The sequence below is a fragment of the Crenobacter caeni genome (assembly GCF_010435965.1).
In the GTDB taxonomy this organism is placed as follows: Bacteria; Pseudomonadota; Gammaproteobacteria; order Burkholderiales; family Chromobacteriaceae; genus Craterilacuibacter; species Craterilacuibacter caeni.
The window spans coordinates 76,793-103,665 of record NZ_JAAGAA010000015.1 but is presented as its reverse complement, the minus strand read 5'-3'; the positions used below and the strand labels follow the sequence as shown (position 1 = coordinate 103,665).

Below are 26,873 nucleotides of genomic sequence, written 5' to 3'. Positions count from 1 at the left end.
GATGACACCCATAAGAGGCTGAAATGAACAGACTGTTGCTCCCCTTGGCCGCCGGATGCAGAACCACAATACAGCAGGCATTTTGCCTGCTACTGTTCACGCTTGCGTTTGCCGTTCCCTCCGTTGCGATCGCTGCCCCTCCTACCGCCAATCCCGTCACGGCTACCGTTGCCGCCAACAGCAGTAACAACGAGATCACGGCCAACCTCAGCGGCGATCCCGCCACCAGCGTCGCGATAACCAGCGCTGCCAGCCATGGCACCGCCACGGCAGTTGGCACCCGCATTACCTACACCCCGACTGCCGGCTATTCCGGTTCAGACAGCTTTACCTATACCGCAACCAATGCCGACGGCACTTCCAGCCCGGCCACCGTCAGCATCACCGTCACTGCGCCCACTCTGAACCTCACCCCATCCACACTAAGCAGAGGCACCGTCGGTACCGCTTACAGCGCCACTTTCAGCGCCAGCGCTGGCGCCGCGCCATACAGTTACTCCATCACCACAGGCAGTCTGCCGGGCGGTCTGAGCCTGGACCCTGCTACCGGCGAGATCAGTGGCACACCAACTGGCGATGGCACCAGTAACTTTACGGTGACGGTTACGGACACCTACAACGCCACCGGCTCCAGAGCCTACTCATTAGTCATTGGCGTTCAGCCAGTCACCGCTGGTGACGTCACCGCTACCGTCACCGCCAACAGCAATAACAACCCGATCACGCTGAATCTCGGTGGCGGAACCGCCACCCACGTCCACATTGCCACCAGCGCCAGCCACGGCACCGCGACGGCAAGTGGCACCAGCATCACCTACACCCCGACTGCCGGTTATTCCGGATCAGACAGCTTTACCTATGGCGCAACCAATGCGGCCGGCACCTCCCGCCCGGCCACCGTTAACATCACCGTCAGTGCCCCCACTCTGAGCCTGACCCCATCCACATTGAGCGATGGCAATGTCGGCACCGCCTACAGCGCCATTTTCAGCGCCAGCGCTGGCACGGCGCCATACAGCTACGCCATCACCGCTGGCAGCCTGCCGGCCGGTCTGAGCCTGAATGCTGCAACTGGCGAGCTCAGTGGCATACCAACTGGCGATGGCACCAGTCACTTTAGCGTGACCGCTACGGACGCCAACAACGCCACCGGCTCCAGCGATTACGCATTAGTCATAGGCGTTCAGCCGCCCACTGCTGTTGACGTAAACGCCACCGTCAACGCCAACAGCAGTAACAACGAGATCACGCTGAACCTCGGCAACGCTACCACCAGCGTCGCCGTAGCCCGGGCGCCCAGCCATGGCACTGCCGTGGCAAGAGGAACCAACATCACCTATACCCCGACTGCCGGTTATTCCGGAGCGGACAGTTTCACCTACACCGTGACCAGTGCTGGCGGCACCTCCAGCCCGGCCACCGTCACCATTACCGTTCGGGCTGTTCCTGACCCGTCGAAGGATGCGGAAGTGATCGGCCTCATCAATGCGCAGAGCCGTGCCGCCGAGCGTTTTGCCAGCACCCAGATGGCCAACTTCAACCGTCGCCTTGAGCGGCTGCACCAGAACACCTGCAACGCCAGTTCCTTCGGTATTAACCTCAGCGTCAGAGGCACGACCATTCCGGTTTTCGAGCTCGCTGTGTTGGCTGTGGATGGCCTGCTGGACAAGACACAGGACAGCGCCATCGCGGAAGGCAATAAGCAACCTGCCACGCTGGCCCCCGTTTCGGACGAAGACCGTCGCCTTACCACAGCCCCGCCTGGGACAGCAGATGCCTGCGGTAATGAGCCACTTGCGTTCTGGACAGATGGCTTCGTCAACTTTGGCTCAAACGACAGCCGTCAGGACCAAGGTACTGACTTCACTACGATCGGCCTCAGTGGCGGTATCGACTATCGCGTAACGTCCGATTTCACCATCGGTCTGGGACTGGGTTACGGCAGCGACCGCAGCCAGATCGGCAGCAGAGATACCCGAAGTGACGCCGATGCCGTCAGCGCTGCTTTCTACGCCAGCTTCCACCCGATGCCGCAGGTATTTATCGATGGGGTGCTTGGCTACAGCAGGATCAGCTTCGATTCACGCCGATTTGTCACTGCTGATCCAACCGGCAGCCATGCACGCGGTTCTCGCGATGCCAATCAGGTGTTCGGTTCGATCACTGGTAGTTACGAGCATCGCCAAGGTAATCTGCTGCTGGCAGCGTATGGCCGGCTGAATGCTGCCAGCACCCGCTTCGATGCCTTCAGTGAAAGTGGCGGCAGCCTGCACGCTCTGCACTACGGCACGCAGTCCCAGCGTTATGTGACTTCGTTCCTTGGACTGCGCTCTACCTACGATCTGCCAACCGGCAGGGGCATGGTCACACCAACTTTGCGCGTTGAATGGGGGCACAACTTCAGCAGCAACGGCGGGGTCGACATCCGCTATGCCAACCTGCCCGGCGGGTCGGTCTATCGACTTGATACCGACCCGCTGTCAAGCGATTTCGTCAACATCGATCTGGGCGCCGATATCCACCTGGGGAAACTGTGGCTGCTGGGTATCGGCTACAAAACTTCGCTCGGGGTTTCTGGTGAGCAGGACCAGTTGGTCCGTATCGATTTGACCAGCCGCTTTTGAGCCGTAAACAGCAACGGGGTATCCGGATTTAGAGCCACTAACAAAACCATCTTGATGCCACGGGAGTGAGCCCCCATCTGGCTGGCATGAAGCGAAGTATTGTCAGCCAGAAGCTTTGGAAATCATTGCAGCCACTGCTGCCGGTCGTGCCCCGTTCACGCAAGGGCGGTCGTCCTCGGCTGGACGACCGGGCGGCACTGAACGGCATCCTGTTCGTCCTCACCACGGGAATCCCGTGGGAAGATCTGCCACAAGAACTGGGCTTCGGTAGTGGTATGACCTGCTGGCGGCGTCTACGCGACTGGCAGGCTCAAGGTGTTTGGGATCGTCTGCACTTGGCGTTATTGACCCAGTTGCGCCAATGCGACCAGATCGACTGGAGCCGGGCCAGTATTGATGGGGCAAGTGTCGCCAGCCCCCGGGGGGCCAAGAAACCGGCCCCAATCCCACAGACCGGGGAAAGCTAGGTAGCAAACGACACATCATCGTCGACCGACGCGGTGTACCGCTGGCTCTGAGCATCACTGGCGCCAATCGTCACGACTCGATGGCATTCGAGACTTTGGTCGATGCCATTCCGGCAGTTCCCGGCCTGCCAGGCCGACCCCGGAAACGTCCGCACAAGTTACATGCTGACAAAGGCTACGACTTCCGTCGTTGCCGCGAACATCTCAAGCGTCGTGGGATTCTGGCGCGCATTGCCCGTCGTGGCGTCGAAACCAGCGAGAAACTGGGTCGGCATCGCTGGGTCGTTGAACGTACCCATGCGTGGCTTGCTGGCTTCGGCAAACTGCGCATCCGTTTCGAACGACGACTTGATACCCATTACGCCCTGCTCAAGCTGGCCTGCTCCTTGATCTGCCTACGATTTATCGACAAGTTTTGTTAGCGGCTCTTAGTCCGGCTAAAAAAACCTATATCTCCGGTCGTCGCGAGTCTAGCGGACCAGTAACTTGCCGATGAGCCAAGCGGTTTTGTTAGCGCCAATTATACTGGCGCGCCGCGCCCGATAAACCAGCGCCGGCCTATCCACAGAGCCGCGTTCACCAACAGGATCAGCACCGGCACTTCGACCAGCGGGCCGATCACCGCGGCAAAGGCGACCGGGCTGGCCAGACCGAAGGCGGCGATGGCCACCGCGATCGCCAGTTCGAAGTTGTTGCTGGCGGCGGTGAAGCTCATGGCCGTGGTCTTCGGGTAGTCCTCGCCGATCAGCCGCCCCATCAGGAAGCTGACAAAGAACATCACCACAAAGTAAATGGTCAACGGCAGCGCGATGCGCAGCGCATCCAGCGGCAGGCGTACCACGTCGGCACCCTTCAGGCTGAACATGGCGACGATGGTAAAGAGCAGCGCCACCAGCGTCAGCGGGCCGATCTTCGGCAAAAAGCGCGTCTGGTACCAGTCGCTGCCACGACGCGCGGCCAGCAGTTTTCGGGTCAGGTAGCCGGCGGCGAACGGAATGCCCAGATAGACCAGCACCGCCTCGGCGATGGTGGTAAAGCCGACGTCGACAATCCGCCCCTGCAAGCCGAACAGCGGCGGCAACACCGAGAGATAAACCCAGGCGAACACGCTGAAGAACAGGATCTGGAAGATCGAGTTGAACGCGACCAGGCCTGCGACGTACTGGTTGTCGCCGCGCGCGAGCTGGTTCCACACGATCACCATCGCGATGCAGCGCGCGAGTCCGATCAGGATCACCCCGGTCATGTACTCGGGCTTATCGCTGAGGAACAGCACCGCCAGCGCGAACATCAGCGCCGGGCCGATCACCCAGTTCTGCATGAGCGACAGCGCCAGCATGCGCTTGTCGGCGAACACGCGCGGCAAATCTTCGTAATGCACGCGGGCGAGCGGCGGGTACATCATCACGATCAGGCCGATGGCGATCGGAACATTGGTCGAGCCGACCGACAGGCTGTTAAGCGTTTCGGGAAAGCCCGGAATGACGGTGCCCAGCACGATGCCCAGCGCCATCGCGGCGAAGATCCATAGCGTCAGGTAGCGGTCGAGGAAGGACAGGCGTTTGCTTTCGGTATGCATGCTGTTCAGTCCTTGGTGTTGGCAGGTGCCGATGCAAGCTGCTGCAACTGGGTTTGCAGCGACATGCGGTCGAGCTTGTTAAGCGGCAGGCTCAGGAAGAGGCGCAAACGGTGACTGATTTCGAGTAGCGCACGGTTGAACGCGGCACGGCGGGTCTCATCGTCGCCTTCGGCTGCAGCCGGGTCGGCAAACCCCCAGTGCGCGGTGACCGGCTGCCCCGGCCAGACCGGGCACGCCTCGCCGGCGGCCTTGTCGCAGACGGTAAACACGAAATCCATCTTGGGCGCATCGTCCCCGGTAAAGACCGACCAGCTTTTACTGCTCAGGCCTGCGGTGTCGTAACCATGACTCGCCAGTGTCTCAAGCGTCAGCGGGTGGACTTGGCCCTTGGGGAAACTGCCTGCACTGAAGGCACGAAAGTGACCGTCACCCAGTTTGCGCAGCAGCGACTCGGCCATGATGCTGCGTGCGGAGTTACCGGTGCAGATGAAAAGTACGTTGTAGGTTTTGTTGTCCATGATGCTCTCCTTGTTGTCTGCGAGGACGCTCACGCCAGCCACGGCGTCAGCGCGGTAAAGAGATAGCCGGCCGAAATGGCGGTGCCGATGATCACCACCAGGAAGGCGGCAAGAATCTGCTTGCGGAACAGCGCCTTGAGCAGGATCAGTTCGGTCAGGCTGGCACCCGCGCCACCGATGATCAGCGCCATCAGCGCGCCCAGTCCCATGCCCTTGAGCGCGAACATCGACGCCATCGGGATCAGTGTTTCGGCACGCAGGTAAAGCGGAATGCCCACCACAGCCGCCAGCGGGACGGCCAGCGGGTTGTCGCGGCCGGTGTGCGCGGCGATCCACTCGGAGGGGACGAAGCCGTAGGTAAAGGCGCCGATGGCCACCCCCAGCATCAGGTAGGGGAACACCGCGCGGAACTGGCCGAGCGCGTCGCGCCACAGCTGCCGCCAGGGCAGCTTCGCCTTCTCTGGCGCAGGCTGCTGCGCCGCCTTGGGCGTGCAGCACGACGCCTTGGCTTCGACCGGCTTGGGCGCGCAGCACGACGCCTTGGCTTCGACCGGCTTGGGCGCGCAGCACGGAGTCTTGGCTTCGACCGGCTTGGGTGCGCAGCACGATGACGCCTTCGGCGCGGTCTGCTTCACGTAGCGACCGAAATTCAAGCGCTCCAGCAGCACGCCGGCCAGCAGCGAGACCAGCAAGGTCGCCGCCATATAGACCAGCGTCACCTTCCAGCCGAAGGTTATCCACAACAGCCCCACCACGATAGGGTTGAGCAACGGCGACACGAACAAGAAGGTCATGGTCGGACCGAAGCCGGCGCCGGCGCGCAGCAGGCCGTTCAGCATCGGAATGGTCGAGCAACTGCAAAACGGCGTGACCGAGCCGATCGCGGCAGCGGTCAGATAACCGCTCCCCTTCTTGCTGCTGAGCAGCGACTGCACCTTGCCGGCCGGCAGCTTGTGCTGGATGACGGCGACGGCGAAGCTGATCAGCACGAACAGCAGGGACAGCTCCAGCGCCAGAAACACGAACATAGCCGCCGCAGACTGCAGCGACGCCATGGAAAACGAAAACATGACAAGCTCTTTCTTCACTCCGGACGGGAGTGATTAAATTTCATCGCTTCTACGATACAACAATTATTGAAATGACGCAAAGCATACAGGCAAACGATTGCGGCAGCAGCCCCGAAGCGGGGCTGCTGATTCAGGACGATGACGCGAGCGTCGCCAGTGCCGCCGCGCCTACCGGCTCTTCGGCCAGCAGCGGCAACAAGGCAACACGCCGCGCGTGGCGGGTCAGCACTGCGTCGATTTCACGCGCCTCGTTTTGCGCACGCCTCGCCAGCAAGGGCGAGCGCGCGCCGGCGGCGGCGACGCTCTGGTTGACCACCCACGCCCACGGCGTGATGCCGGCGCGCATGAGGTCGGCCTGCAAGGCGGCGGCTTCCAGCACCGGCGTGGTCTCGGCCAGCGTCGCGATCAGCACCTTGGTGCGCGCCGGGTCCTGCAGCTGCATCATCGGCGTGACAAAGTGCAGGCCCTTGTCGCCCATCTGGCGCACCATGTCGCGGTGGTAGGCGCCGGTGGCGTCCAGCAGCAGCAGGGTGTGCCCGGTCGGCGCGGTGTCCATCACCACAAACTTGCGCCCGGCCTCGCGGATCACCCGCGAGAACGCCTGGAACACCGCGATCTCCTCGGTGCAGGGCGAGCGCAGGTCTTCTTCCAGCAACGCACGGCCCGCCGCGTCCAGATCCCTGCCCTTGCTCGCCAGCACCTCGTCGCGGTAGCGCGCGGTCTCGGCTACCGGATCGATGCGGCTGACCGTGAGCGCAGGCACCGCCTCGCCCAGCGTCTCGCCCAGATGCGCCGCCGGGTCGGAGGTGGTCAGGTGCACCGGCAAGCCGCGCCGCGCCAGCTCGACCGCGACGGCGGCGGCGATGGTGGTCTTGCCGACCCCGCCCTTACCCATCACCATCACCAGGCCGTGGCCGGCCTCGGCGATGCCGTCGACCAGTTGCGCGAGCGAGGACATGCCGGCCGGTAGCAGAGCCACCGTTGCCGGCGCTGCACCTGGCTCAACTGCGTCGGACAGCAAAGCCTCCAAGGCAGCCAGGCCAACTAGGTTGTAAGGCTTGAGCGGCAGGCGGTCCTGCGGCAGGCCGGCCAGAGCGGCGGGCAACTGGCCGAGCGCCGCCGCCTCACGACGGACAATCGCCTGCGCCAGCGCGTCGTCGCCGGCTTCTGTCGCCGGGAACACGCCGTTGATGACCAGATGCTGCTGGCCAAGGCCGATGGCGGCCAGCTCTTCGTGGGTGCGCGCGACTTCTCGCAGCGTCGATGCTTGTGCACGCGCGACCAGCACCAGCCGGGTCTTGGCCGGGTCGGCCAGCGCGTCGACCGCCGCGTGGTATTGCGTGCGCTGCTTTTCAAGGCCGGACAGCGGCCCCAGGCAAGACGCGCCGTCCGGGTTGGCGTCGAGGAAGCCCGACCAGGCGCCGGGCAGTTGCAGCAGACGGATGGTGTGGCCGGTCGGCGCGGTGTCAAACACGATGTGGTCGTAGTCCGCGATCAGCGCGGGGGCGGTCAGCAGCGCGGTGAATTCGTCGAAGGCGGCGATCTCGGTAGTGCAGGCGCCGGACAGTTGCTCTTCGATGCCCTTGACCACCGCTTCGGGCAGCACGTTTTTCACCGGGCCGACGATGCGGTCGCGGTACTGCTGTGCCGCAGCCTGCGGGTCGATCTCCAGCGCCGAGAGGTTTTCCACCGCCGCGATCGGACGGATCGCATGACCGATGGTTTGGCCGAACACCTGCCCCACGTTGGACGCCGGGTCGGTGCTCACCAGCAGCACCCGTTTGCCTGCGCGGGCCAGCCGCAGCGCGCTGGCACAGGCAAGCGAAGTCTTGCCGACACCGCCCTTGCCGGTGAAGAACAGGAAGGGTGGCGGATTGTCGAGAAAATGCATGGTCGACTCCTTAACAGCAGCCGGTGTTGCCACCACAGCACGACTGGGCCGGTGCGCTGGCAGCGGCAAAAGTCGAGATGCCGGCAAAACGCGCCAGTTCGGCGCGGCGCGGGTAGCGGCCGGTCAGCGCGATCTCGCCGTTTACCAGCGTCAGTGGCAACAAGTCGGCGCCGGAACGTTCAAGAAAGCCCTTCACCACCGCGTTTTCGGCGAACGCGAGCGGCTCCTGCGCCAGGTTGTAGCGGCGGATGTCCGCATCCTGCGCTTTCGCCCAGTCGAAATCGGCGGCGAACGTCACCAGCGCCTGGTCGACCTCGGTGCCGCACACGCCGCTGACACAGCACAGCGCAGGGTCGAAGATTTCAATCTTTGTCATGTCAACGCTCCTATTGGTATTGAAATATTGCCGAAAAAATCAGCTCACCTCGCGGCCGATGCGGTCGAGTTCGGCCTTGAGCGCGGCACGGTCCAGCGTATCCAGCGGTAGCGCCAACATCGCTTCGATACGTGCACGCAGGGTGCGGTAGGCCGCCATGAAGGCCGCGTCGATTTGCTCGTCGGTGCCGGTCGCGTGCGCCGGGTCGTCCACACCCCAGTGCGTGCGCAGCACCGGCCCCAGGTAGGCCGGGCAGGTCTCGCCGGCGGCCGACGCGCACACGGTAATCACGATATCGGGCGTGGCCGGCAGCGCGTCCCAGCTCTTGCTGGCGAGGCCGTCTACATTCATGCCTTCGCGCGCAAGCAACGCGACCGAGCGCGGGTGGACGTAGCCGGTGGGCTGGCTGCCGGCGCTCATCGCCCGCCAGCCTTCAGGCGCCAAATAGTTGAAGGTGACTTCACCGAGAATGGAGCGGCACGAGTTGCCGGTACACAAAAACAGCACGTTCATGGTTTGGGTTCCGTAACGGTTGAAACAGGAGGCAGCAGTGCGGCAGAACACGATGAAGCCGCGCGCGCGTCCAGGCATTGCCCGGGCTCGCTGCTGCAACACTCGGCGGTCAGGTAGGCGATCAACTCAAGCATCAGCGCGAGGTTGGCGCGGTAGCGCTGGAAGCGCCCTTCCTGCGTCACCGACACCAGGCCGGCATGGGTCAGCGCCTTCAGGTGGAAGGAGAGCTTGTTCGGCGCGATATCGAGCGCACTGGCGATCTCGCCGGCGACAAGGCCCGCGTGGCCGTGTTTGACCAAGAGGCGGAAGGCGTCGAGGCGGATGCCGGAGGCGAGCGACTCGAACAGTAGTGTGGCGGTCTGGTTTTCCATGTTTCTATATTACGACGAATATTGAAGTGTTTGCCAGCAAGATTTTGCAATCTTAAATATTTAAAAAAACACATTGGCGTATTTGCTAAAAATAAGGCGTAACCGGACAGGAGTCCCCGATGAGCACCCTCATTCCCGCGCTACAACGCACCGACGCCCGTCTGCGCAAGGCAGCCTTCCTGCTTTCGTCCCGCTGGCAGGTACGCCGGCGCGGCACGCCGGACGCATGGCGCATCCTGTTCTCGCCCAAGCCGGGGTGGGAGGACACGCTCAGGAAGGGTTTCGCCGGCAGCCCGCATACGCTGCACTTTGCGCCGCTGGAAGGTCAGGCACTCGCGGACGCGGACCTGGTCGTCCCGCTGGACATCGAACCGCTGCTCGCGCTCAGGCAGCAGCCACAAAGGCTGTGGGCGGATAATCCGCTGCCGCTGCCTAACGCCGAAAGCGTTATGCTGTGCGACGACAAACAGCACTTCTACCAACATTTGTACACCGCAGGCTTTGCCCATGCGCTGCCGCGCATCGCCGAGGCCAGTGAGCTCGTCCTGCCTTTCATCGTCAAGCGGCGGCACGACGTGATGGGCCAGCACTGCCACGTGGTGCGCGACGAAACGGACTTGCGCCGCTACGCCCCGCTATTCGCCGACCCGGACTACTTCTGCCAGGCGCTGGTGCAGGGAAAGGAGGAGTTCGCGACCCACCTGCTGTTTCGCGGCGGCCGCGTCGAACACGCGCTGAACATCCGCTACCGTTTCGACGACGACACCCCGGTCAAGGGCAAGACGCCCGCCAGTTGGGCGCCGGTCGCCGTACGCCACCTCGCGCTGTTCGGCGACATGCTGTCCGCGCTCGGCTTCGAGGGCTTGTGCTGCGTGAATTACAAGGAAGAAGGCGGCGTGCCCAAAGTGTTCGAGATCAACCCGCGCTTCGGCGGCAGCCTCTGCCCCTACTTCTTCACCTTTGTCCGCCACCTGCAAGGTTGAGTGGCCGCGAGCGAAGTGGTCTGGCTGATCACCTGATTAGTCCATAGATGTGAAGTCTTAACGGGATTTGCGTGTCGCCGTTTGAACGTGATCGACTTACGGTTTCCGCCGGACAAGGGGTCTTGGCGCTACTGCGACCAGCTGGGTGGACGCTTGGGAGAATTCTGTCGTGCGTCTGCTTACATGGCAGGTGCCTTCTGCAGCCGCCTGGCCAGCCGGTCAATCTCTTGAAGCGCCCGAGTGTGCATGCTTTGTCTTACCAACAACTTCGCAGTCCCTGCCGGGTCGGTTTTTTGTCACGGCCGCTTCATGCGACGCCAAGCTTGTCGACGACCGCGGTGTTTGTCGGCGTGATCGTCTCGCGTTCCAAGAATCGCAAACACGCAGAGAAAAATTACTGTCACAGTAAGCGGGAGCAAAGGTACGAATTCGTCATACCACATTGCTAGTTCCTTTCTAGGGTCGCATCGTCGTCGATAGTCAGAACATGTGAAGCACGCCGCACTGGTTCAGCTGCGCTACCTTGGAGCAGTAGGCCCTAGCCCGAATCATCGGCGCGAAAGTGATCGTGTCGGTTTGGGGCAACATTGTTGGCAGACGCGTTTGCGGGTCATACCGCACGCCACCAGGCAGGGTCAGCCGCTCAAACCGCCCGAGGTGGGGCACAGCCACCTCGCCTTTTTCTGAGATCTCGCGTTCGATCAGCTTAGCCATCTGTCGAAAATACTCCTCGATAGTGCTAGGGTCGACGTTCATACGTGCGGCCAGTTCTTTAGCTAGTTCCATGTTTGTTTACCGATTCGCTCTGAAATAGCAGGACATATTTTACGCCTGCGCTGTACGATGCCTACAGATCGCCCCCCATCAGGCCAGTCCAACAGCAGCCGCCTACGTCCGCGATCAATGGCACCATTGATCAGACTGTCAGCTCGTAGCTCGAACTATGGCAGTGATCTTCCTCCGCGTGTTCGCGCTTTTTGTACGCGAGTACGGTAGTATCAATAAACACCGCAGCCACCAATACACTCGGCACCGCATGAAAAGACTCCTAATTTACTTTAGCGAGAAATGCGTGATCTTAAAACCAAGGCCAGAAGATTTTCCATAAAGAACAACTGAATCATTCACGCGAACCTTGCTAAAGAAATCATTTTGAACGCAGTACTCGCCATTTGAAGTTTTTATTCTTGGCCCACACCCCCTACGGGGGCCATTGGACTTCTCTTCAACTTGAACTATTTCTAAATATGGCTTTCCGAAACATTCTGTGTAGATGGCAGGAATTGATTCAGAAAAATTAAACCAAACTGATACGCATGAAAAAAGCACCATGAACAATATAGAAACTTTCGTCTTAAAAGCCTCCCAATCATCCATCTTAATACGTTGCCGATTTGCAGCGTAAAGAGGATAGATTAAAACGCAACCGCATAATAAAGACAAAAAGAACATACTTCCATCAAAGCGAATCCTTGAATCAAAGTTAGTCCACGCACCATATAAAATTAGCGCAATCCAAAAATAAAGAAATAGCGTGTATGCTTTTTCTTTTTTTGATGCGTTTTCGCGAAATATAGTTTGCATGGAAGGCAGTATAATAAGCCTGCCGTTTCAACGCTAACGGCAGGCCATCTCATCGCCAATAATGATACGGGGTATGATCAATCAATCTGTGAGCTCGTAGTTCGAACTTCGCCCGCCTCCTGCCTGCTTCTTCAGCACGCCCAGGTCCAGCAGGTGCGTGATGTCCCGAAGCGCGGTATCCGGCGAGCACTTGGCAATCGCCGCCCACTTGCTCGAAGTGAGCTTTCCATCGAACCCATCGAGTAGCCGCCCGAGCAACTTGATTTGCCGCGCGTTCATCGGTGTGGCCGCCCAGCGTTGCCAGAATAGCGCCCTGGTCAGCACGCCATTCAGCACGAGGTGTGCGTTGGCGATCGCTCGCTCCAGCGCGCCAAGGAACCACAGCAACCAAACGGTCACGTCGAGCGTCCCCTTCTGCGTGCGCTCAAGGATCTCGTAGTAGTCCTTGCGCTCGCGCTGGATCTGCGCCGACAGGCTATAGAAGCGCAGCCGGCTCCCATCTGCCCGAGCGAGGAACAGATCCCCCACCGCGCGGGCGATGCGGCCGTTACCATCGTCGAAAGGATGCAAGGCCACGAACCACAGATGCGCCAGCCCTGCCTTGATCAGCGCCGGCTCTCCCGGGTCGGCATTCGCCCACTCAATGAACCGCGCCATCTCGGTCGGCAGCTCGCTAGCAGGTGGCGCTTGGTAGTGGATCTTGCGTCGCGTGACAGGGCCCGAGATCACCTGCATTGGGCCGTCTGCATCATCGCGCCACTGGCCGACCGTAATTCGGCTCATCCCTGAGAAGCCAGTGGGGAACAGCGCAGCGTGCCAGCCAAACAGCCTGTCGGCACTCAGAGGCGTTGCATGGCCGGATACCGCATCGAGCACCATCTCCACGACGCCCTCGACGTGCCGATCAACGGGCACAATCGCGCCGATGTCGACGCCTAAGCGGCGCGCGATGGATGATCGTACGGACGCTACGTTGAGCACGTCCCCTTCGATCTCGCTGGTTTTCACGACATCTTCAGTCAGCGCGGCCAAGCAGGCCTGGTTGCGCAGCGCCAGGCCGACATCCGCCAGTCGGCCGAGCAACAAACCCTGGGCGCGACTGACCTCAACTAGGGGAGCAACGAGCTTGCTCAGGTCGTAGCACCACTTCGTCCAGTCTGACTCCTGCCACCCATAGAGATTTTCACCGCATTCCATACGGAGATTAAGCCGCGTATTCACCGCAACCACAAGCCGCATCTCGCCGAGATAGCGAGGCCTGCGAACCCGCGCAGTCCAGCATTGCTCACCACGCACTCGTTGACACGACCCCCTAAAAATCGACGCAAACATGCCAAGATTCGATTTTTATCTCGCTTGACCACCCCCACCCACCCAGCGAGTAGATCGTCGATCCTAGCGGCCTCTATGCACCTGCAAATCAAAGTTTGTGTCGCATTTCACGTCATGGCCGGCATTTGAGGACTTGGATGCACCCGCCACTGCCATGCAGCATGGTTAGCTGTTTGCCACACCAGTTCGTGCGCTGACGTCTCGCATAGTGACTGTGACTTGTCGCTATCGACTTATCTCGTCGGCAGGATGCCCTCTGTGATGTCTGCAGGTTGGTGGTTACAGACCTGGCCAGCGTTCCGTGCGCGCTGTAGTTATCTAGTAGGACCTACTTAGTTCTTGTTGTTTATTTTTAAATACAAACAACAACAATCGCACGCCTACGCGCGCGCACGCGAGGGAGGAGGTAAAATACCTGAAAATTCAAGCACTTGATGCAAGTTCATCCCTGTGGGTGAATTGTCATAGGTGCGTTCTGGTGTCCGAAATTCAGGTCGCTGGAGGAAGGTGCGGCCCATGAAAAATCAAGGACTTACCGAACTAGGGTCAGTTCAAAGGTGCGTTCCAGTGTCCAAAATTCACTTCTTGCGAAAAATCAAGAACATACGCCACTTTCCCACTACTAAAGGTGCGTTCCAGTGTCCGAAATTCTGCAAAGGTGCGTTTTAGTGTCCGAAAATAGGCGCTAGAAAAAACCCATACAAAACAATGGCATGCACTGGTTTTCTGGGAGGGACGCTGGCTAAAGGTGCGTTATAGTGTCCAAAAATCAGCCTCCATATAAATCAATGTCTTAGAAAATCAATCCACAGCCTGCCCTAGAGGCCAGGCTAAAGGTGCGTTTTAGTGTCGAAAAATGGGCGACCTTCTGACCACCGTCTACTACAGCCGGATAATGGAACGCTCAAAGTCATAGAAAAACAACAACATAACAGACTCTTACAGGGCGGATTCAGCGAATAAGTGCAACAGGTGTGGTGCTGGGCGAAGGGCGGTGAGATGGGGTAGTTTTCCCGACTTTTGGCCGGCCAGCCTAGGGCATGGAGAATGTCTTACCACCACCTCACGAGGGTGAACGATACCAGATTCAACTGTTGGCGAGTGAAGGATACGGGCCGACCGCCATCGACCAGCGTGTCGGGCGTTGCAAGAGCGTCATCAGCCGTGAGCTGCGGCGTAATCGCTCAGTCTCCGGCCGCTACAGGGCATCGGAAGCGCAGCGCACCTACCGCAAGCACCTTCGCACCAAAGGCCGGTCGAGACAGCCGTTGCACCGTTTGTTCGTAAGTGCTCCACCACCCCCATCCTTACACCCTCAGGCTGACTAGGTCATGCTCGTGATCCCATCTTTCACGGAGTCCGGGCATGTCCAATCGCTCCCAGTTCTGGGCGGCACACCTTACGGCCATTGAGCGCGAAAGCATCACCACCAAGGCCTACGCCGAGCAGGAGGGCCTGTCAGTCTCCGCTTTGTATGACTGGCGCAAGCGCCTGCATGCCGAGGCGGGCGGCGCAGGTAACCCCTTTGTCGCTGTGCGGCTGCAGACCGACCTGCCACCCGTTGCCTGCACGCTGGCCATCGGCGACGCGTTGCGCCTGAGCTGCGCCAGCCTGCCGGATGCCACCTGGCTGGCGGCGCTGGCCCGCGCGCTGGATGGTGGGCGTCGCTGATGCATCCCGGGCCCCCCATCGGCGACGTCTATCTGTACCGCTCAACCATCGACTTTCGCAAATCCATCGACGGCCTGGCCACCCTGGTCGAGCAGTCGCTGGGCTTGAATCCGTTCGCCGACGCGCTGTTCCTGTTCATCAACCGCCGCCGTGACAAGATCAAGGCGTTGTACTGGCACCGGAACGGCTTCTGCCTCTGGTAGAGGCCGAGCGCTTCGCCTGGCCTGCCGCAAGCACAACCGAGGCCACCTGCACGCTCACGGCCAAAGAGTTGGAATGGCTGCTGGAAGAATTCGACCTGTGGGCGGCCAAACCCCATCAATCGCTACATTTCAAAGCTGTTTCGTAGCACGTTAGGATATAATGGCAGCATGTTTAGACATGCTGATGCCTTGAGCCTACGCTGCAATACCCCTCCGGTGACCCAAGAGTCATTGCCGGATGATCCGGCTGCACTCAAGGCGATGCTGCTCGCACAACAACAGGCGTTCAGCGAGCGCGAGGCTCTGCTTCTGCAAGCCCCCGAGCATCGCGAACAGCAGATTCAGCAAACCTTCGAGCACCGCGAACAGCAACTGCAGCAGGCCTTCAACGCACGGGTCATCGAACTCTACGAGCAGATCATGCTGGCCCGGCGGCGCACCTTCGGGTCTCGCAGCGAGTCGGCCGGCTAGGATGACTTATTTGAAGAAGCTGAGGCGCTGCTCGAGGCAGCACCCGAGGCCAGCGAAGTCGCGCCGTTGCCGCCGCCCACCGAAACGTCCCGCCCGCCGAAGGCCCGCGGCAAGCGCAAACCGCTGCCGGCCGAGTTGCCGCGCATCGAGATCCGCCACGAACTGCCCGAGCATGAGCGTATCTGCGCGTGCTGCGACAAACCGATGGTCGAGATCGGGCTGAGCGCCAGCGAACAGCTTGACCTCATTCCGATGCAGGTGCGCATCCTGCGCCATCTGCGCGTCCGCTATGCCTGTCCTTCGGGCGAACACGCCCCCATCAGCGCGCCGCCGCCGGCGCAGGTGCTCCCCAAGAGCAATGCCAGTAACGACCTGCTGGCCATGCTCTGACCACGAAGTACGTCGACGGACTGCCGCTGGCGCGCTTCCAGTACGTGCTGGCGCGCAGCGGTGTGCAGGAGCCTCGGCAGACGCTGGCCCGCTGGGTGATCGGCGCCGCACAGGCCCTGCAACCGATCGCCAACCTGATGCGCGACGCGCTGCTTTCGCACGATGTGATCCATATGGATGAAACGCCGCTACAAGTCCTCAAGGAGGAGGACCGCGCCGCAACCAGCAAGAGCCAGATGTGGGTGCAGCGGGGCGGCCGGTAATCCTGTTCGACTACGACAGGAGCCGGTCGCAGGCCGTACCGCTCAGGCTGCTCGAAGGCTGGCAGGGCTATCTGATGACCGACGGACTGGAGAGCTACGCTGCAGTCGGCGAGCGCGAAGGCGTGACCCGACTGGGCTGCAGGGTGCACGCACGGCGCCGCTTCGTCGAAGCGGGCAAGATCCAACCGCCGGGCACGCGCGGCGCATGCTCACCATGCGCTGAAACTGATCAGCCAACCGTATGCCATCGAAAAGGCGTGCCGCGACCTGAGCGACGACGCGCGCCGGGCGCAACGGCAACAGCACAGCCGCGCGACCCTCGACCAGTTGCTGAACTGGCTCGACGAAGTACAGCCGACGATGTCGCCGAAATCGGTGCTGGGCGGTGCGTTGGCCTACCTGCGCCGGCAGTGGCCGCGGCTGACCGGCTACCTGGCTCGTGTCGACCTGCCGATCGACAACAATCCCGCCGAAAACGAGATCCGCCCCTTCGTGGTGGGGCGCAAGGCCTGGCTGTTCTCGGACACGCCGGCCTGCGCGCACGCCAGCGCGCTGTTCTACTCGCAGGTGGTGACTGCCAAGGCCAACGGGATAGAGTCTTACCTGTGGCTGCGCCACGTGCTGCGGACGCTCCCGCATGCCACGACCGTCGAGCACTATGAAGCCCTGCTGCCGTGGAATCTCTCCCCCCCACACACATCTCATCACTGCGTAACGCCCCTTGCAAGGATGGGGTTGGTGGAGCACTTACGGATGATCCGCAAAAATAACTACCCCAGCATCCGCAAGAAACTGTGGGGCGGTGCGCTGTGGTCACCCTCCTACTTCGCCGAAAGCTGCGGCGGCGCACCCATCGAAATCATCCGCCAATACATCGAACAACAGCAGACGCCACACTGAACGGCAAAAGCAAGGATGGCTACGCCGTCCGCGCTATCCTTCTCCGCCATGAAGGGCGAGGTTTACCGCGCAACTGATCAACTGAAGTGGTAACTGCGCTTCCCAAAAACCTTCTCCCCTTCACCAGACCCATGACTGGAGATTCTGCCAAGGCAGCCCTGATCGCAGGAAACTTACCATTCACGAATGGTCGCCGTTTTTCCTGCATTCAAGCAACGACCGCTGTTGGTTAAACCTTTGTTTACTCTGGTCAGCCAAAGGCTGGATTAATACTGTTCGCTACGCGAACCACCCTCCTCGTCCAGCCAGTGGATCCGATTGCAGTTAAGGTCGGCCAGTGTGCGGTAGGCCACCCGCACCTGTTGGTCTTGGCCAAACTCCAGCAGCGTGACGCGCTCACCTTCTATCAGCTCGACTTTGTACTGAACGCCTGCGCGCTCGAAGTAGCGGCCTTCGCAGGCGTGCCGCGGCTTGTTCTCGGCAAGGATCTGGTCCGCTTCTGGCAGCCGGGCGAACTGCTCGAACCAGTCTGCGGCAGCAGGTGCGACGGTTGTTTGCTCGTTTGTGTAGCGGGACTGTTCGCATGCCTGGCGGGCTCGCTGCTCGAACCGCGAGAGATCCGCCTGGCCGACTGGCAGCGGTGCACCGCCCTGCACTTCCGGTCGGCTCAGCATGAAGGTGTTTCCTTCGCTGCGCAGCGTTTCGCCGCTGGCAAGTAATGGCAACGAGCCGTCGGTGATCCGGTGCAGCAACAGGCGCTGGCTCTGGGTGAGCTGCTTGATCGCGCTGGCGGCTTGCACATGCTGGCGGTACTTCTCCGGTTCTTTGAGGAAGCTGCGGAACACCAGGAACAGGTTTTCTCCGCTGTAACGCGTAATCAACTGGCCGAATTCTTTCAGGCGCTGCTGCAGGTTGACGCCTAGGCGCTTCGCTTCGCGCAACAGGGTCGCGATCTGGATGGGCTGCACGCCTCTGTCGAGGAGTGTCATCGACGGACGCGGCAAGGTGAAGCGGCCGACCCGAAAGAAGCCTTCCGGCAAGCCAGTCTTGGCATTGGTGGGCTTGCTTTCAATCTTTTCGGCGAGCAGCGCCGCACCGCGGGCGGTGAAGCGTAGGGTCTTGTCGTCCCCCATTGGCTCAATAATTCCTTTTTTTCTTAAATTTCCCAAAATCTTAAAAAAGCTTGTTTTTGCCAAATCTGCGAAATCCGCGATTTTCTTGCGGTGAGCCGTGATCGGGCGCGTGTAGTCCGCCGAGTCGAGAAAGCAGATCAATGCGGCGACCAGGTCCTTTTCGCCGGCACCGGACAATTCGGTGTTGATGGCCAGGCGGTTCATGCGCAAGGCGGTCTGTAGTACCAGAAGCTTGTGTGGGAAGTTGGTCAATGTAGACATGGTTGACCCTCATAAAAGCCGACGCCCACCTGGCTGTGTGTGTGCGGGGTGGGCGTCTTGCTGAAAATGATCTGGAATGAAAAAGGCCTCAGTCGTGTGACTGAGGCCTTTGGCTTGGTCCGCCGAGTGTGCGGCGGTCTTGGATCCCTATGTGGTGGTCTACCGCCACTCGGATCATGCTTGGTTGGTGGACAGTTCAGTTGACTGAACTGTCTGGTCAGAAGGGAGTGCTGCGGCGCTGGCGTTGTCGTCTGGTTCAGTTGACTGAACTGGCGATTGCGCCCGCCTGCGTTGAACGGCCAAAACGATAGGTTCAGTCGACTGAACCGTGCGTGAGTTTGGCACGCTTGTGCATATACATGTACACAGTTCAGTTGACTGAACTGTGCTGTCGCCAGCTGAACTGGTGCGTCCCCGTTCACTTGGTTGAATTCGCTGATTTGGTTTGCCGCCTTCGGCAAACCGTTCAGCAAGTTCAGTCGGGTGGATGCGGTTGCTGCCGAGGCGTGGATAGAAGGCCAGTTCAGTTGACTGAACTGGCTTTTCCACGTATCGGTCCGTTGCAGGAAAAATTGCGAGTTCAGCCGACTGAACTGGGCGAGCATCATTCGTGCGAGTGCATCAAGATGTTCGCAGTTCAGTTGACTGAACTTGGGTGCGAGGTGATGGGGTAATGCTTCCACTGCCACTCGGTTGAACACGTTGTTGGTGCATGCGCTTTTCGGGGCGCCGTTCAGCATGTTCAGTCGGGTGGAGACGGTTGTTGTCCATGGGAAGTTCAGTTGACTGAACCCGCTCGAGAAATGCCTGAAAACAATGCATGAACCCACTGAGTTCAGTTGACTGAACTCAGTGGGAGGGAGTGCGATGGCCTGTTCGTCGACTAATAAGGTCAGTCGACTGAACTGATAGGCGCATGTTTCCAATGCGGACCTCAATCCGTGTCTCTCATCTGACTGAGGTGGTTGAGCAATACGCGTTCGACTTCTTCTGCCATGCGTGCAATGCCGTCTGCCGGGAGGTTGGTCAGGTCCAGTGCGACGCTGAAAGCCTTGTCGTTGAACTTGATCTTGCCAACGCCGGCGATCGGACGGGAATTGGACGATGCCCGCTTGCGGCCTTTACCGCTGGAATGCTCCAGTTGCTTGGTGGCGTATTCGCGCAATTTCTGCTGTGACCAGCCTTCTGTGATTTTGGTTGCAGCGAATTTAGCCTTGTCGAGCCCCGCACGTTCCTGCAGGGCGTGGATGCGGTCGACAGCAGTGCTGCCAAACAGCGTCTTGTTCGACTCGATGATTTCCAGCAGGCTGACGTCAAGCTTGGAAAACTTCAAAACCATCGAAATGAGGGATTTGTTGACGCCAAGCGACTGCGCGATTTCATCCTGGCTCGCGAACACGCCTTGCTCGAGTGCTGCATGGAAGCTCATGCCCCGGTCGTAGTCAGACATCGAGGTGCGGGCTTCGTTGGCATCGAAGCCCATCCGGTAGGCGTCCGCAGCGCTCATTGCAGGCTTGATGACGGCCTTGATGGTGTCCGTGACCTGGATCGAGCGCATGGCTTTCAATCGGGTCAATCCATCAATCACTTCGTAGCGTCCATCAGGTTTGGCAAACACAGTGATCGGTGTGATCTGGCCGTTGAGCGGATTGCCGTCACCAACGCGCAGAAAGTCCAGCGCCATCCGCTCAACATCTGTAGTGCTGTAATGCCAGCGCGGCCTGACTTTCGGTTCGTCGATTAGCTCCATCGACAGGATGTCGAACGATTCTCCCTGAGTCGGCAGCTTGGCGGGCGAGTCGGGAGCAGGGGAGGGCGCTTGCTCGTCGAAGTTTCGCACCAGATCTTCAAGCGAGACGGACCCGCTGGGTTTAGGCAGGCGGGAAGGTCCGCGCTGGAACTGGTCGACGCCAAGGGGACGGCCGCGGGTCATTTCTTGCCTCCATCGAGTGCCTTCAGTCGACCGAGGATTTCCATGCTGACCGAGCGCATCGCCTCGATGCTCAGTGGCGTCGCCTGTTTGAAGAAAGCAATCGGCACGTTTTCATCCAGCGCCTTGTTGTAGTCTTCGGTCTGGTGCAACTGATGTTCGGTGATGTGGTTCGGGAATCGCTCGGCAAGTGTGGCCAAGTTGCGCTGCATGCGCGGACGGGTCCGGCTGAACATCGTCGGCACGGGCACGACGTCGGGAGAACGGCCGGTAGCGTCAGAGAACTCGACCAGCATGTCTTCTAGGCGGCTCAGTGCGCGCAAAGAGAACTTATCGAAACGGATCGGGCAGACCAGCATGTCTGCAGCGACCATCGCGTTGCGGCTGAGTGCAGCACTCGACGGCGAGTTGTCAAAAATGATCACATCGTAGACCGACAGGTCGACACCCGGGATTTCACCATTGCGTGCCTTGGCGATGAAGAGGCTGTAGCGCAAGTCGCTATGCATCGAGGCATTGAGGCTGGTATTCATGTCCTCCAACGCTTCATAAGCCGGGACCAGATGGGGCCCGTACTGACCAAAGGGGTACTTGATCAGCTGGTCTAGCGTCATTGCTTCGTTGCGCGAATTCGGGAGCGGCAGCAGGTTGCCCCAGTGGCCTGTGATGCCAAGGTCTGCGGACAGGCCTTCTTCCTTGAGGTCTTCGGGGGAGCGATCCGGGTCGTAGCCCAGCATCGAGGTCGCATCGCCCTGAGGGTCGTTGTCAACCAACAGGACACGCAAACCCTGCAACTGGAGGTTGATGGCTAGGTTGACCGCCAAGGTGGTCTTTGCCACGCCGCCCTTGCGGACAAAAACGGTGATGATCTTCTGGCTGGAGAGCCCCTTGAGGTCTCCCTTTGCTCGACGTCGCCACTGCAACTCAAAGACATTGTCTGGCGAGTAGGAACGCGCCTCGACCGAGCCGCGCATTACCCGGCCCACTTCGACACCCAGATCTTCTTCCAGTTTACGGATGTAGCCAGGCGTCGTTCCAAGCAGGTCGGATACGAATTTCGGGCTGAAGCTCAGATTGTTGAGGGTGCCGTCAGAAGACATGTGAGTACACCATAGGTTAGATACTGGTGACTTTATGTTGAGTACCTATCCTTAGTCAATTGGATTCGGTCATGTTTTGGTATGTTTGATGCAGAATTTTGTTTGTTTTTGGTAAAAAACAGACAATGTTGCGTCTTGATGGGCAGAGTTTTGGATTTTTTTCCTGAAAAAACTCTGTCGAGCGCACGTTACGACAGACACTGGACAACCGATTTAGGTGATTTCGTGCGCGGTAGTTCTGCGAAGCGGGTGGTGTAGCACGGGCTCGCCTTGTCGCGGCGCATCTGCCAGCCGTGGCCGATCGCTTCGATGCCCAGCCTGAGCGTGCCGCGCCCGTAGCGGTGGTTGACGGTGTCGAGCGCGCCCAACAGCGCCAGGCGCGCGGGGGCGGTTTCCGGCGCGAGCCAGTCGGCCTGCCGTGCGGCGCCCGTTTGCAGCTCGCTCAGCATTACGCCGACCTTCTTGTACGCAAAACCCTTCCTGTACAGCGTGTCTAGCAGCGCGAGCGCCGCGCGGGTCAGCGCCAGCGTGTCGCAGCTTGCCACCGGCAGCGCCTGCCAGTCGCAGGCGTGATACTGCGCGTCCTGCTCGCGGAAGCGGTGGGTGTGCAGTTGCACGCCAATCAGGCCGGCGACGCTGCCTTGCGCGCGCAGATCGGCCGCCGCCTGCGCGGTGTGGTGGGCGAGGGCGGCGGCCAGTGCGTCGCGCTCGTCAAGCCGCGTGCCGAAGCTGCGGCTGCGCACCAGTTGCTGGCGCGGCGGCGTGACGTCCTCCAGCGTGAGGCAAGAAATGCCTTGTAGCTCACGCACCACCCTTTCCACCACCACGCCGAAGCGGCGGCGGATCAGCGCGGGGTCGGCGCGGGCAAGGTCCAGTGCGCTGTCCACGCCCATGTCTGCCAGTTGCCCGGCGAGCCTGCGCCCGATCCCCCACACCTCGGCCGCCGGCTCGCTCGCCAGTGCCTTGGTCTGGCGTTCCGGGGATAGGCTGCCCCAGTCGAGCACGCCGGCAAGCCTGCCGTGCCGCTTGGCCAGATGGTTGCAGAACTTGGCCAGTGTCTTGCTCGGGCCGACGCCGACGCAGGTGGGGATCCCGACCCACTGCTCGACGCGCGCGCGGATGCGTTGGCCAAGGCCGGTGGGGTCGTCCGGCAGGCCGGTCAGGTCGGCGAAGCACTCGTCGATCGAGTACACCTCGAAGCGCGGCACCAGCGAGCCGATGGTGTCCATCATGCGCCGGCTCATGTCGGCGTACAGCTCGTAGTTGCTGGAGAACACCGTCAGCAGCCCCTTGCGTTCCAGATGCGCGACCTCGAAATACGGCTCGCCCATCCGGATGCCGAGCGCCTTCGCTTCGCGGGTGCGGGTCACCACGCAGCCGTCGTTGTTGGAGAGCACCACAATAGGCGTTTTGGCCAGGTCCGGCCGGAACACCCGCTCGCAGCTTGCGTAGAAGCTGTTGCCGTCGATCAGCGCGAACGTGGGCATGCGTGCTTGACGATGAAAGTGACCACGCCGATGAGCCGCCACTCCTCGTCGCCGCCCGGGCGCAGCACCGGGTAGGGCACCCGCGCGTTTTCCGGATGCAGCTCGAGGCCGGCCGGCGTCTTGCGCAGGCGCTTGACGGTGAATTCGGTGGCGAGTTGCACGATCACGATGTCGCCGCTGGCCGCCTCGCGCGCGCGGTCGACTACCAGGAGGTCGCCGTCGTCGATGCCGGCGTCGCTCATCGAGTCGCCCGCCGCGTACAGCGCGAAGGTCGCCGGCGGGTGGGCGACCAGATACTGGTTGAAGTCGAGCGCGCCGGCGGCGTAGCTGGCCGCCGGTGACGGGAAGCCTGCCTGCACGCGCGCGAGCATCAGCGTGGTAGTGGCGGCGGCCGGCGCAAGGGCGACGGGGTGCAGGGACTGTGTCATCACGGCACACTTGATTAAAGAAGCACTATTCAAGTGTGCCGCAGTGAACGCCACCGTGCAATGGGGCGGCGGCATTGGTACACCTGGCCGCCAGTTTGCCTAAAAAACAGGCGGCACGCGCAAGGCAGGCAGGGCAAGGGTTGCGAGGGTGGCCGGCGCCGTCGCGGCCGGGTTTTCAACAGAAATTGTGAATATCAGATGTTGGCAATATCTGTGCGAAAGCTTGCAGGTTTGGTCGTGTTGAGCAAGCTTGCCACACTGCGTATGCATGGTGTTCGGATAATTGGAAAATGTTTCGCTGCGCGGGATGTTTCATGCGGGGGCGGCCCCGCACGCCGCAAGCGTCGCCCGCTTGAGCGTCAGGATTGCAGGGAGAACCCCCCTCCCTGCATCCAGACGCAGAGGCTTGGGGTCGCCGTCGTCGGTCAAGGGCAAGGCTTCGCGCAGCCGTCCGCCCGTGTCCTCACCCTGCGGGCTGCGGGCCGCGCCAGCGGCCGGTCTGCCCCTTGAGCGACTCTCGGCTCAAGGTCAGTGAGCCGACAGCGCGCCGCTCGTTGGCGGCGAAAGCGCTTTCAATAAAAGATAGGGGAAAAGCCTATCATCTACCGCGAATACTGGTCTGGTCGCCGACCAGGTGCAGGCTCAGAGCTGGTGAATCTGACGGGGTGCGACGTTCCGTCGTTTGCCATCGTCGACGTAGTAGCCACCAGGCCAGCTAAGCAGGGGAATCCTGGTCTTGATGTCGTTGCGACGTCGGCGTGGTCGTCCCCAGAACACTTCAGGCAGCGCGTCACCCGCGCCAACCAGAACGACCAGGTGGTTCACGTTCGAGCGAAGGGACTGGTCGTCGATGGTGATCGACCGCAGGACATACGCCGTGCCACTCGTGCGGATGAACCGAAGCGTTGTCGGGTCTGCCGCGTTCACGGCCTTCAGCTCGGCGGTCACGCGTACCTGGTCTTCAGGCGACAAGCTGGGAAGGGCTCGCCGGCACTCGCTGAGCAGGTTCACCAGTTCGATGAGGTCGATCTTCTCGACGGACGTTGCCACGTTGAAGTTGATCGACGAGTGGAGCACGTCGAGGTGAAGCGTCGGCGGTCGGATGGCGCGCAGCTCCTCGAGCTTGAACTCGGCCAGGACGCCCTGGGCGAAGGAGTCGAGCTGTTGCACCCACTGGCTCGCGCTAGCGCGTGCGGCGCTCGGCAGCCGGAGCAGCAGCTTGGAGGACTGGCCGTCTTTCCCTTCCGGCTGGAAAGGGGATGGCTGTCGCAAGTCCGTGATGTCGGCCGCGGGGAAGCGCTCGCATAGGTCTTCCACCGCTGCGCTAGACAGTTGGTGATATTCGGCGACGCGCTCGATGAGCGATGGGGTGGGCATGGCAAATCCTCATTGATACGTTCATAGCATATCACCTATTGCGGCGCATGCCGCATGGGCGGGGTTCATGGCGGGCGCTGGCGAGGAAGTTGCAGGCGATGGCGCGTCACGAACTGTTACGTCAGTCGGCGGTGCAAGGTTGGGAGCGTGCGAACGGGGATGGCACGACCGACACGAACTGTTAAGCCAGCTTGGTTGGCAAGGTTGTGGCTTGGTCGAACGGGGTGTGTCACGAACTGTTAAGCCGGTGTGGTCGACAAGGTTGGTCGATGATCGAACGGGGATGTCACGAACTGTTAAGCCAGCTTGATCGACAAGGTTGGTCGACAGGGGAACGGGGCGCGTCACGAACTGTTAAGCCGAGCGTGCTCGGCAAGGTTGGACGGGGGAAGACATGGGCGGCCAGCGCTGTGCCGGCCAGTCTGCTCACTCGAAGTCTTCGGCTGTGTCCGTGGTCATGGGCGGGATCTTTGCGTACATGGCGAGTCGTGCATGGGCGTCCCGCTCCAGCCCCTCGAGCGTGTTGAGCTGGTCTGCCAGCAATGGGCCGAACTCCTCGATCTGCGGGATCACGGAGCGCTCGAAGTTGAGCTGGGTCTTCTGCAGGCTCTCGTGCATTTTGAGCAGCTTGGCCAGAATGCCCATCGTCGCCAGCGTCAGGGGGGCGCCAGGCTCGAATGCCTCCCGCGTCTTCACCCGCCGCTCGCAACCAGCTACAGGGATGGCAATGGGCTTAAACCGCTTCGACTTGCCTTTCTCCCAGCGGACTAGGGTTGGCGTGCGCCGCCCTTCGTTCTTGACCCACCACCGCAGGCCGAGCTTCCCCTCCATGGGCGGTTGCGAGATCTCGAGGATCTTGCCCGCGAGGTCGATGAGCAGATCCACGTTCACCAGCATCGCATGGGCCGTGCGTATTCGCTGCAGCCGCTCCTCCATGCGGTTCTCCATCCAGGTGAAGTGGTCCCGCCCGATTGAGCTGGGGGTGCTCGTCTCCGGCAACATGCTCAGTGCGCCGTTGTTCATGTCTGTCTCCTGTCGTGCATTGCGCTCGATGGGCTGTCCGCTTCCATCTCCACGCGCTATCAAAAATCACACCCTCGCCGTCGTGCCGGCATGGGCATCCATCTTCCTGCTTGGCCTGTTCGTCGTCGGCGGCCAGCGTCTCCGTCTTGGAACCCTTGGGCGGCAGGCTTCCTCCTCGACCCGTCATCCGGCCGGCAGCCAGCCTGTCATCGTGCCACCCTTGGGCAGGCGTCTTCCCGTCGTGTCCTGTCATCGGCCATCGGCCAGTCCTCGTCGCCGCCAACCATGGGCAAGGTTGCTTCCGGTGCAGCGCGGTTATCGGGTGGTAGGTAGCTATCTGGGTCTGCCTGCCGACCCAGCAATGCACAGTCATGCACCTGTGCATCTTGCGCTGGTGCATCTTGCACTTGTGCATCTGCGCAGTCCTCCATTGGGTCGGGGCATTCAGTGATGTGTGACCTTCCGCGATGTCGTTCCTTGCTGGCTGGTTGGGTGGTGCGAGCGCGGCTTCACACTCTTGTTTCGAGGCCGGAAAAAACGGGGCGCGGTAGGTGTCGGCAAAGGTGATAACGCCGTTTTCCGAAGTGTCCTGACGATCGAGGTAAGGGGGGGCTTCACGCATAAATAAAGTTAATGGGGTTACGGGGGGGCTACTAGGGTGTCGGCACACTTCCGATGTCGGGGGGCTACTAGGGTGTCGAAACTGGCCAAGTTCTGCATCCTGATCGAGTCGAAAAAACGACGAGCCAAGCGTGGTGAAGTGGGTTGGGTCGACTCAATACCGCAATGAAAATAATATTTTTATTGTAAGTATTAGTCGCATGAGCGAAGCGTGAATAAATACCTTTAAATCCAGCGCAAGATGCACCGGTGCAAGATGCACAGATGCATGATGCACAATGTAAGTTGGAAATGACGGAGAGGCGGC

At 60.8% G+C, this 26,873-nt stretch carries 24 protein-coding genes and 1 pseudogene; 8 read left to right on the top strand and 17 right to left on the bottom strand.

The features are described 5' to 3' along the window. Window positions 1-23 precede the first annotated feature (23 nt). Window positions 24-2,624: an autotransporter family protein gene (locus GZH52_RS15100; protein ID WP_163317704.1), complete on the top strand. Its 2,601-nt coding sequence runs from the start codon at window positions 24-26 to the stop codon at window positions 2,622-2,624. Between the two features lie 86 nt (window positions 2,625-2,710). Then, window positions 2,711-3,513, top strand: a protein-coding gene (locus GZH52_RS15095; protein WP_432417443.1) for an IS5 family transposase whose coding sequence is annotated in 2 segments (ribosomal slippage) — window positions 2,711-3,041 and window positions 3,041-3,513 — 804 coding nt in all. Because the reading frame shifts where the segments join, the coding sequence is not laid out codon by codon here. 98 nt (window positions 3,514-3,611) lie between these two features. On the opposite strand, the gene arsB is transcribed toward GZH52_RS15095, so the two are convergent. The 7 genes from arsB to GZH52_RS15060 form a co-directional block, all read right to left on the bottom strand. Then, window positions 3,612-4,670 carry an ACR3 family arsenite efflux transporter gene (gene arsB, locus GZH52_RS15090; protein WP_163317693.1) on the bottom strand — a complete coding sequence of 353 codons (1,059 nt, stop codon included), beginning with the start codon at window positions 4,668-4,670 and terminating at the stop codon, window positions 3,612-3,614. Window positions 4,671-4,675: 5 nt separating this feature from the next. Further along, complete coding sequence (locus GZH52_RS15085) at window positions 4,676-5,188, bottom strand: arsenate reductase ArsC (RefSeq protein ID WP_163317691.1); 513 nt, start codon at window positions 5,186-5,188, stop codon at window positions 4,676-4,678. Between the two features lie 29 nt (window positions 5,189-5,217). Beyond that, complete coding sequence (locus GZH52_RS15080) at window positions 5,218-6,258, bottom strand: permease (RefSeq protein ID WP_163317689.1); 1,041 nt, start codon at window positions 6,256-6,258, stop codon at window positions 5,218-5,220. Window positions 6,259-6,388: 130 nt separating this feature from the next. Further along, the gene (arsA, locus tag GZH52_RS15075) at window positions 6,389-8,149 is read right to left on the bottom strand and encodes an arsenical pump-driving ATPase (protein WP_163317687.1); all 1,761 of its coding nucleotides are present in this window, start codon (window positions 8,147-8,149) and stop codon (window positions 6,389-6,391) included. Window positions 8,150-8,159: 10 nt separating this feature from the next. Then, window positions 8,160-8,525, bottom strand: coding sequence for an arsenite efflux transporter metallochaperone ArsD (arsD, locus tag GZH52_RS15070; RefSeq protein WP_163317685.1), 366 nt, complete (start codon window positions 8,523-8,525; stop codon window positions 8,160-8,162). 39 nt (window positions 8,526-8,564) lie between these two features. Beyond that, window positions 8,565-9,038, bottom strand: coding sequence for an arsenate reductase ArsC (locus tag GZH52_RS15065; protein ID WP_163317683.1), 474 nt, complete (start codon window positions 9,036-9,038; stop codon window positions 8,565-8,567). Then, window positions 9,035-9,409: an ArsR/SmtB family transcription factor gene (locus tag GZH52_RS15060; protein ID WP_163317681.1), complete on the bottom strand. Its 375-nt coding sequence runs from the start codon at window positions 9,407-9,409 to the stop codon at window positions 9,035-9,037. Before GZH52_RS15060 ends, GZH52_RS15065 begins: the two co-directional genes overlap by 4 nt. Before the next feature lie 119 nt (window positions 9,410-9,528). Between GZH52_RS15060 and GZH52_RS15055 the strand changes: the two genes are divergently transcribed. Continuing rightward, window positions 9,529-10,392 (top strand): ATP-grasp domain-containing protein, encoded by an 864-nt coding sequence (locus GZH52_RS15055; RefSeq protein WP_163317679.1) that lies wholly within the window; start codon window positions 9,529-9,531, stop codon window positions 10,390-10,392. Window positions 10,393-10,872: 480 nt separating this feature from the next. Here GZH52_RS15055 and GZH52_RS15050 read toward each other — a convergent pair whose 3' ends face one another. The 3 genes from GZH52_RS15050 to GZH52_RS15040 form a co-directional block, all read right to left on the bottom strand. After that, complete coding sequence (locus tag GZH52_RS15050; protein ID WP_163317677.1) at window positions 10,873-11,178, bottom strand: HU family DNA-binding protein; 306 nt, start codon at window positions 11,176-11,178, stop codon at window positions 10,873-10,875. A 267-nt stretch (window positions 11,179-11,445) separates the two neighbouring features. After that, complete coding sequence (locus GZH52_RS15045) at window positions 11,446-11,976, bottom strand: hypothetical protein (RefSeq protein WP_163317675.1); 531 nt, start codon at window positions 11,974-11,976, stop codon at window positions 11,446-11,448. A gap of 81 nt (window positions 11,977-12,057) precedes the next feature. Further along, entirely contained in the window at window positions 12,058-13,173 is a 1,116-nt protein-coding gene (locus GZH52_RS15040; protein WP_163317673.1) for a Fic family protein, read from the bottom strand. Window positions 13,174-14,348: 1,175 nt separating this feature from the next. On the opposite strand from GZH52_RS15040, the gene GZH52_RS17155 reads away from it, so the two are divergent. The 5 genes and pseudogenes from GZH52_RS17155 to GZH52_RS16930 all read left to right on the top strand — a co-directional run bounded on the left by GZH52_RS17155 (window position 14,349) and on the right by GZH52_RS16930 (window position 17,206). Beyond that, the gene (locus GZH52_RS17155; RefSeq protein ID WP_163317671.1) at window positions 14,349-14,636 is read left to right on the top strand and encodes a helix-turn-helix domain-containing protein; all 288 of its coding nucleotides are present in this window, start codon (window positions 14,349-14,351) and stop codon (window positions 14,634-14,636) included. A 37-nt stretch (window positions 14,637-14,673) separates the two neighbouring features. Further along, the gene (tnpA, locus tag GZH52_RS15030) at window positions 14,674-14,979 is read left to right on the top strand and encodes an IS66 family insertion sequence element accessory protein TnpA (RefSeq protein WP_163317669.1); all 306 of its coding nucleotides are present in this window, start codon (window positions 14,674-14,676) and stop codon (window positions 14,977-14,979) included. After that, on the top strand, window positions 14,979-15,182 hold the full coding sequence (tnpB, locus tag GZH52_RS15025) for an IS66 family insertion sequence element accessory protein TnpB (protein WP_163317666.1): 204 nt from the start codon (window positions 14,979-14,981) through the stop codon (window positions 15,180-15,182). The genes tnpA and tnpB overlap by 1 nt, the downstream gene beginning before the upstream one ends. A 168-nt stretch (window positions 15,183-15,350) precedes the next feature. Continuing rightward, window positions 15,351-16,996, top strand: a pseudogene (gene tnpC / locus GZH52_RS17150) (IS66 family transposase); the annotation flags it as partial. 39 nt (window positions 16,997-17,035) lie between these two features. Next, on the top strand, window positions 17,036-17,206 hold the full coding sequence (locus tag GZH52_RS16930; protein ID WP_163317722.1) for a transposase: 171 nt from the start codon (window positions 17,036-17,038) through the stop codon (window positions 17,204-17,206). A 266-nt stretch (window positions 17,207-17,472) separates the two neighbouring features. Here the strand turns inward: GZH52_RS16930 and GZH52_RS15010 are convergent, their stop codons facing one another. The 7 genes from GZH52_RS15010 to GZH52_RS14980 form a co-directional block, all read right to left on the bottom strand. Beyond that, window positions 17,473-18,600: a hypothetical protein gene (locus tag GZH52_RS15010; RefSeq protein WP_163317664.1), complete on the bottom strand. Its 1,128-nt coding sequence runs from the start codon at window positions 18,598-18,600 to the stop codon at window positions 17,473-17,475. Between the two features lie 934 nt (window positions 18,601-19,534). Further along, window positions 19,535-20,533 (bottom strand): ParB/RepB/Spo0J family partition protein, encoded by a 999-nt coding sequence (locus GZH52_RS15005; RefSeq protein ID WP_163317662.1) that lies wholly within the window; start codon window positions 20,531-20,533, stop codon window positions 19,535-19,537. Next, a complete protein-coding gene (locus tag GZH52_RS15000; RefSeq protein ID WP_163317660.1) occupies window positions 20,530-21,630 on the bottom strand; it encodes an AAA family ATPase in 1,101 nt (366 codons plus the stop codon). The genes GZH52_RS15005 and GZH52_RS15000 overlap by 4 nt, the downstream gene beginning before the upstream one ends. A gap of 188 nt (window positions 21,631-21,818) precedes the next feature. Next, window positions 21,819-23,117 carry a Y-family DNA polymerase gene (locus GZH52_RS14995; protein WP_163317658.1) on the bottom strand — a complete coding sequence of 433 codons (1,299 nt, stop codon included), beginning with the start codon at window positions 23,115-23,117 and terminating at the stop codon, window positions 21,819-21,821. Next, window positions 23,099-23,545, bottom strand: a complete 447-nt coding sequence (locus tag GZH52_RS14990; RefSeq protein ID WP_163317656.1) for a LexA family protein — start codon at window positions 23,543-23,545, stop codon at window positions 23,099-23,101. The genes GZH52_RS14995 and GZH52_RS14990 overlap by 19 nt, the downstream gene beginning before the upstream one ends. A 642-nt stretch (window positions 23,546-24,187) precedes the next feature. Then, window positions 24,188-24,922 (bottom strand): hypothetical protein, encoded by a 735-nt coding sequence (locus GZH52_RS14985; protein ID WP_163317654.1) that lies wholly within the window; start codon window positions 24,920-24,922, stop codon window positions 24,188-24,190. Window positions 24,923-25,348: 426 nt separating this feature from the next. Then, window positions 25,349-25,945: a hypothetical protein gene (locus GZH52_RS14980; protein WP_163317651.1), complete on the bottom strand. Its 597-nt coding sequence runs from the start codon at window positions 25,943-25,945 to the stop codon at window positions 25,349-25,351. Window positions 25,946-26,873: the final 928 nt, after the last annotated feature.

What these genes read in the sequence shown, in the direction of transcription:
- GZH52_RS15100 (WP_163317704.1), top strand. Translation starts at nt 24, where the DNA reads ATGAACAGACTGTTGCTCCCCTTGGCCGCCGGATGCAGAACCACAATA.
- arsB (WP_163317693.1), bottom strand. Translation starts at nt 4,670, where the DNA reads ATGCATACCGAAAGCAAACGCCTGTCCTTCCTCGACCGCTACCTGACG.
- GZH52_RS15085 (WP_163317691.1), bottom strand. Translation starts at nt 5,188, where the DNA reads ATGGACAACAAAACCTACAACGTACTTTTCATCTGCACCGGTAACTCC.
- GZH52_RS15080 (WP_163317689.1), bottom strand. Translation starts at nt 6,258, where the DNA reads ATGTTTTCGTTTTCCATGGCGTCGCTGCAGTCTGCGGCGGCTATGTTC.
- arsA (WP_163317687.1), bottom strand. Translation starts at nt 8,149, where the DNA reads ATGCATTTTCTCGACAATCCGCCACCCTTCCTGTTCTTCACCGGCAAG.
- arsD (WP_163317685.1), bottom strand. Translation starts at nt 8,525, where the DNA reads ATGACAAAGATTGAAATCTTCGACCCTGCGCTGTGCTGTGTCAGCGGC.
- GZH52_RS15065 (WP_163317683.1), bottom strand. Translation starts at nt 9,038, where the DNA reads ATGAACGTGCTGTTTTTGTGTACCGGCAACTCGTGCCGCTCCATTCTC.
- GZH52_RS15060 (WP_163317681.1), bottom strand. Translation starts at nt 9,409, where the DNA reads ATGGAAAACCAGACCGCCACACTACTGTTCGAGTCGCTCGCCTCCGGC.
- GZH52_RS15055 (WP_163317679.1), top strand. Translation starts at nt 9,529, where the DNA reads ATGAGCACCCTCATTCCCGCGCTACAACGCACCGACGCCCGTCTGCGC.
- GZH52_RS15050 (WP_163317677.1), bottom strand. Translation starts at nt 11,178, where the DNA reads ATGGAACTAGCTAAAGAACTGGCCGCACGTATGAACGTCGACCCTAGC.
- GZH52_RS15045 (WP_163317675.1), bottom strand. Translation starts at nt 11,976, where the DNA reads ATGCAAACTATATTTCGCGAAAACGCATCAAAAAAAGAAAAAGCATAC.
- GZH52_RS15040 (WP_163317673.1), bottom strand. Translation starts at nt 13,173, where the DNA reads ATGGAATGCGGTGAAAATCTCTATGGGTGGCAGGAGTCAGACTGGACG.
- GZH52_RS17155 (WP_163317671.1), top strand. Translation starts at nt 14,349, where the DNA reads ATGGAGAATGTCTTACCACCACCTCACGAGGGTGAACGATACCAGATT.
- tnpA (WP_163317669.1), top strand. Translation starts at nt 14,674, where the DNA reads ATGTCCAATCGCTCCCAGTTCTGGGCGGCACACCTTACGGCCATTGAG.
- tnpB (WP_163317666.1), top strand. Translation starts at nt 14,979, where the DNA reads ATGCATCCCGGGCCCCCCATCGGCGACGTCTATCTGTACCGCTCAACC.
- GZH52_RS16930 (WP_163317722.1), top strand. Translation starts at nt 17,036, where the DNA reads ATGGGGTTGGTGGAGCACTTACGGATGATCCGCAAAAATAACTACCCC.
- GZH52_RS15010 (WP_163317664.1), bottom strand. Translation starts at nt 18,600, where the DNA reads ATGTCTACATTGACCAACTTCCCACACAAGCTTCTGGTACTACAGACC.
- GZH52_RS15005 (WP_163317662.1), bottom strand. Translation starts at nt 20,533, where the DNA reads ATGACCCGCGGCCGTCCCCTTGGCGTCGACCAGTTCCAGCGCGGACCT.
- GZH52_RS15000 (WP_163317660.1), bottom strand. Translation starts at nt 21,630, where the DNA reads ATGTCTTCTGACGGCACCCTCAACAATCTGAGCTTCAGCCCGAAATTC.
- GZH52_RS14995 (WP_163317658.1), bottom strand. Translation starts at nt 23,117, where the DNA reads ATGCCCACGTTCGCGCTGATCGACGGCAACAGCTTCTACGCAAGCTGC.
- GZH52_RS14990 (WP_163317656.1), bottom strand. Translation starts at nt 23,545, where the DNA reads ATGACACAGTCCCTGCACCCCGTCGCCCTTGCGCCGGCCGCCGCCACT.
- GZH52_RS14985 (WP_163317654.1), bottom strand. Translation starts at nt 24,922, where the DNA reads ATGCCCACCCCATCGCTCATCGAGCGCGTCGCCGAATATCACCAACTG.
- GZH52_RS14980 (WP_163317651.1), bottom strand. Translation starts at nt 25,945, where the DNA reads ATGAACAACGGCGCACTGAGCATGTTGCCGGAGACGAGCACCCCCAGC.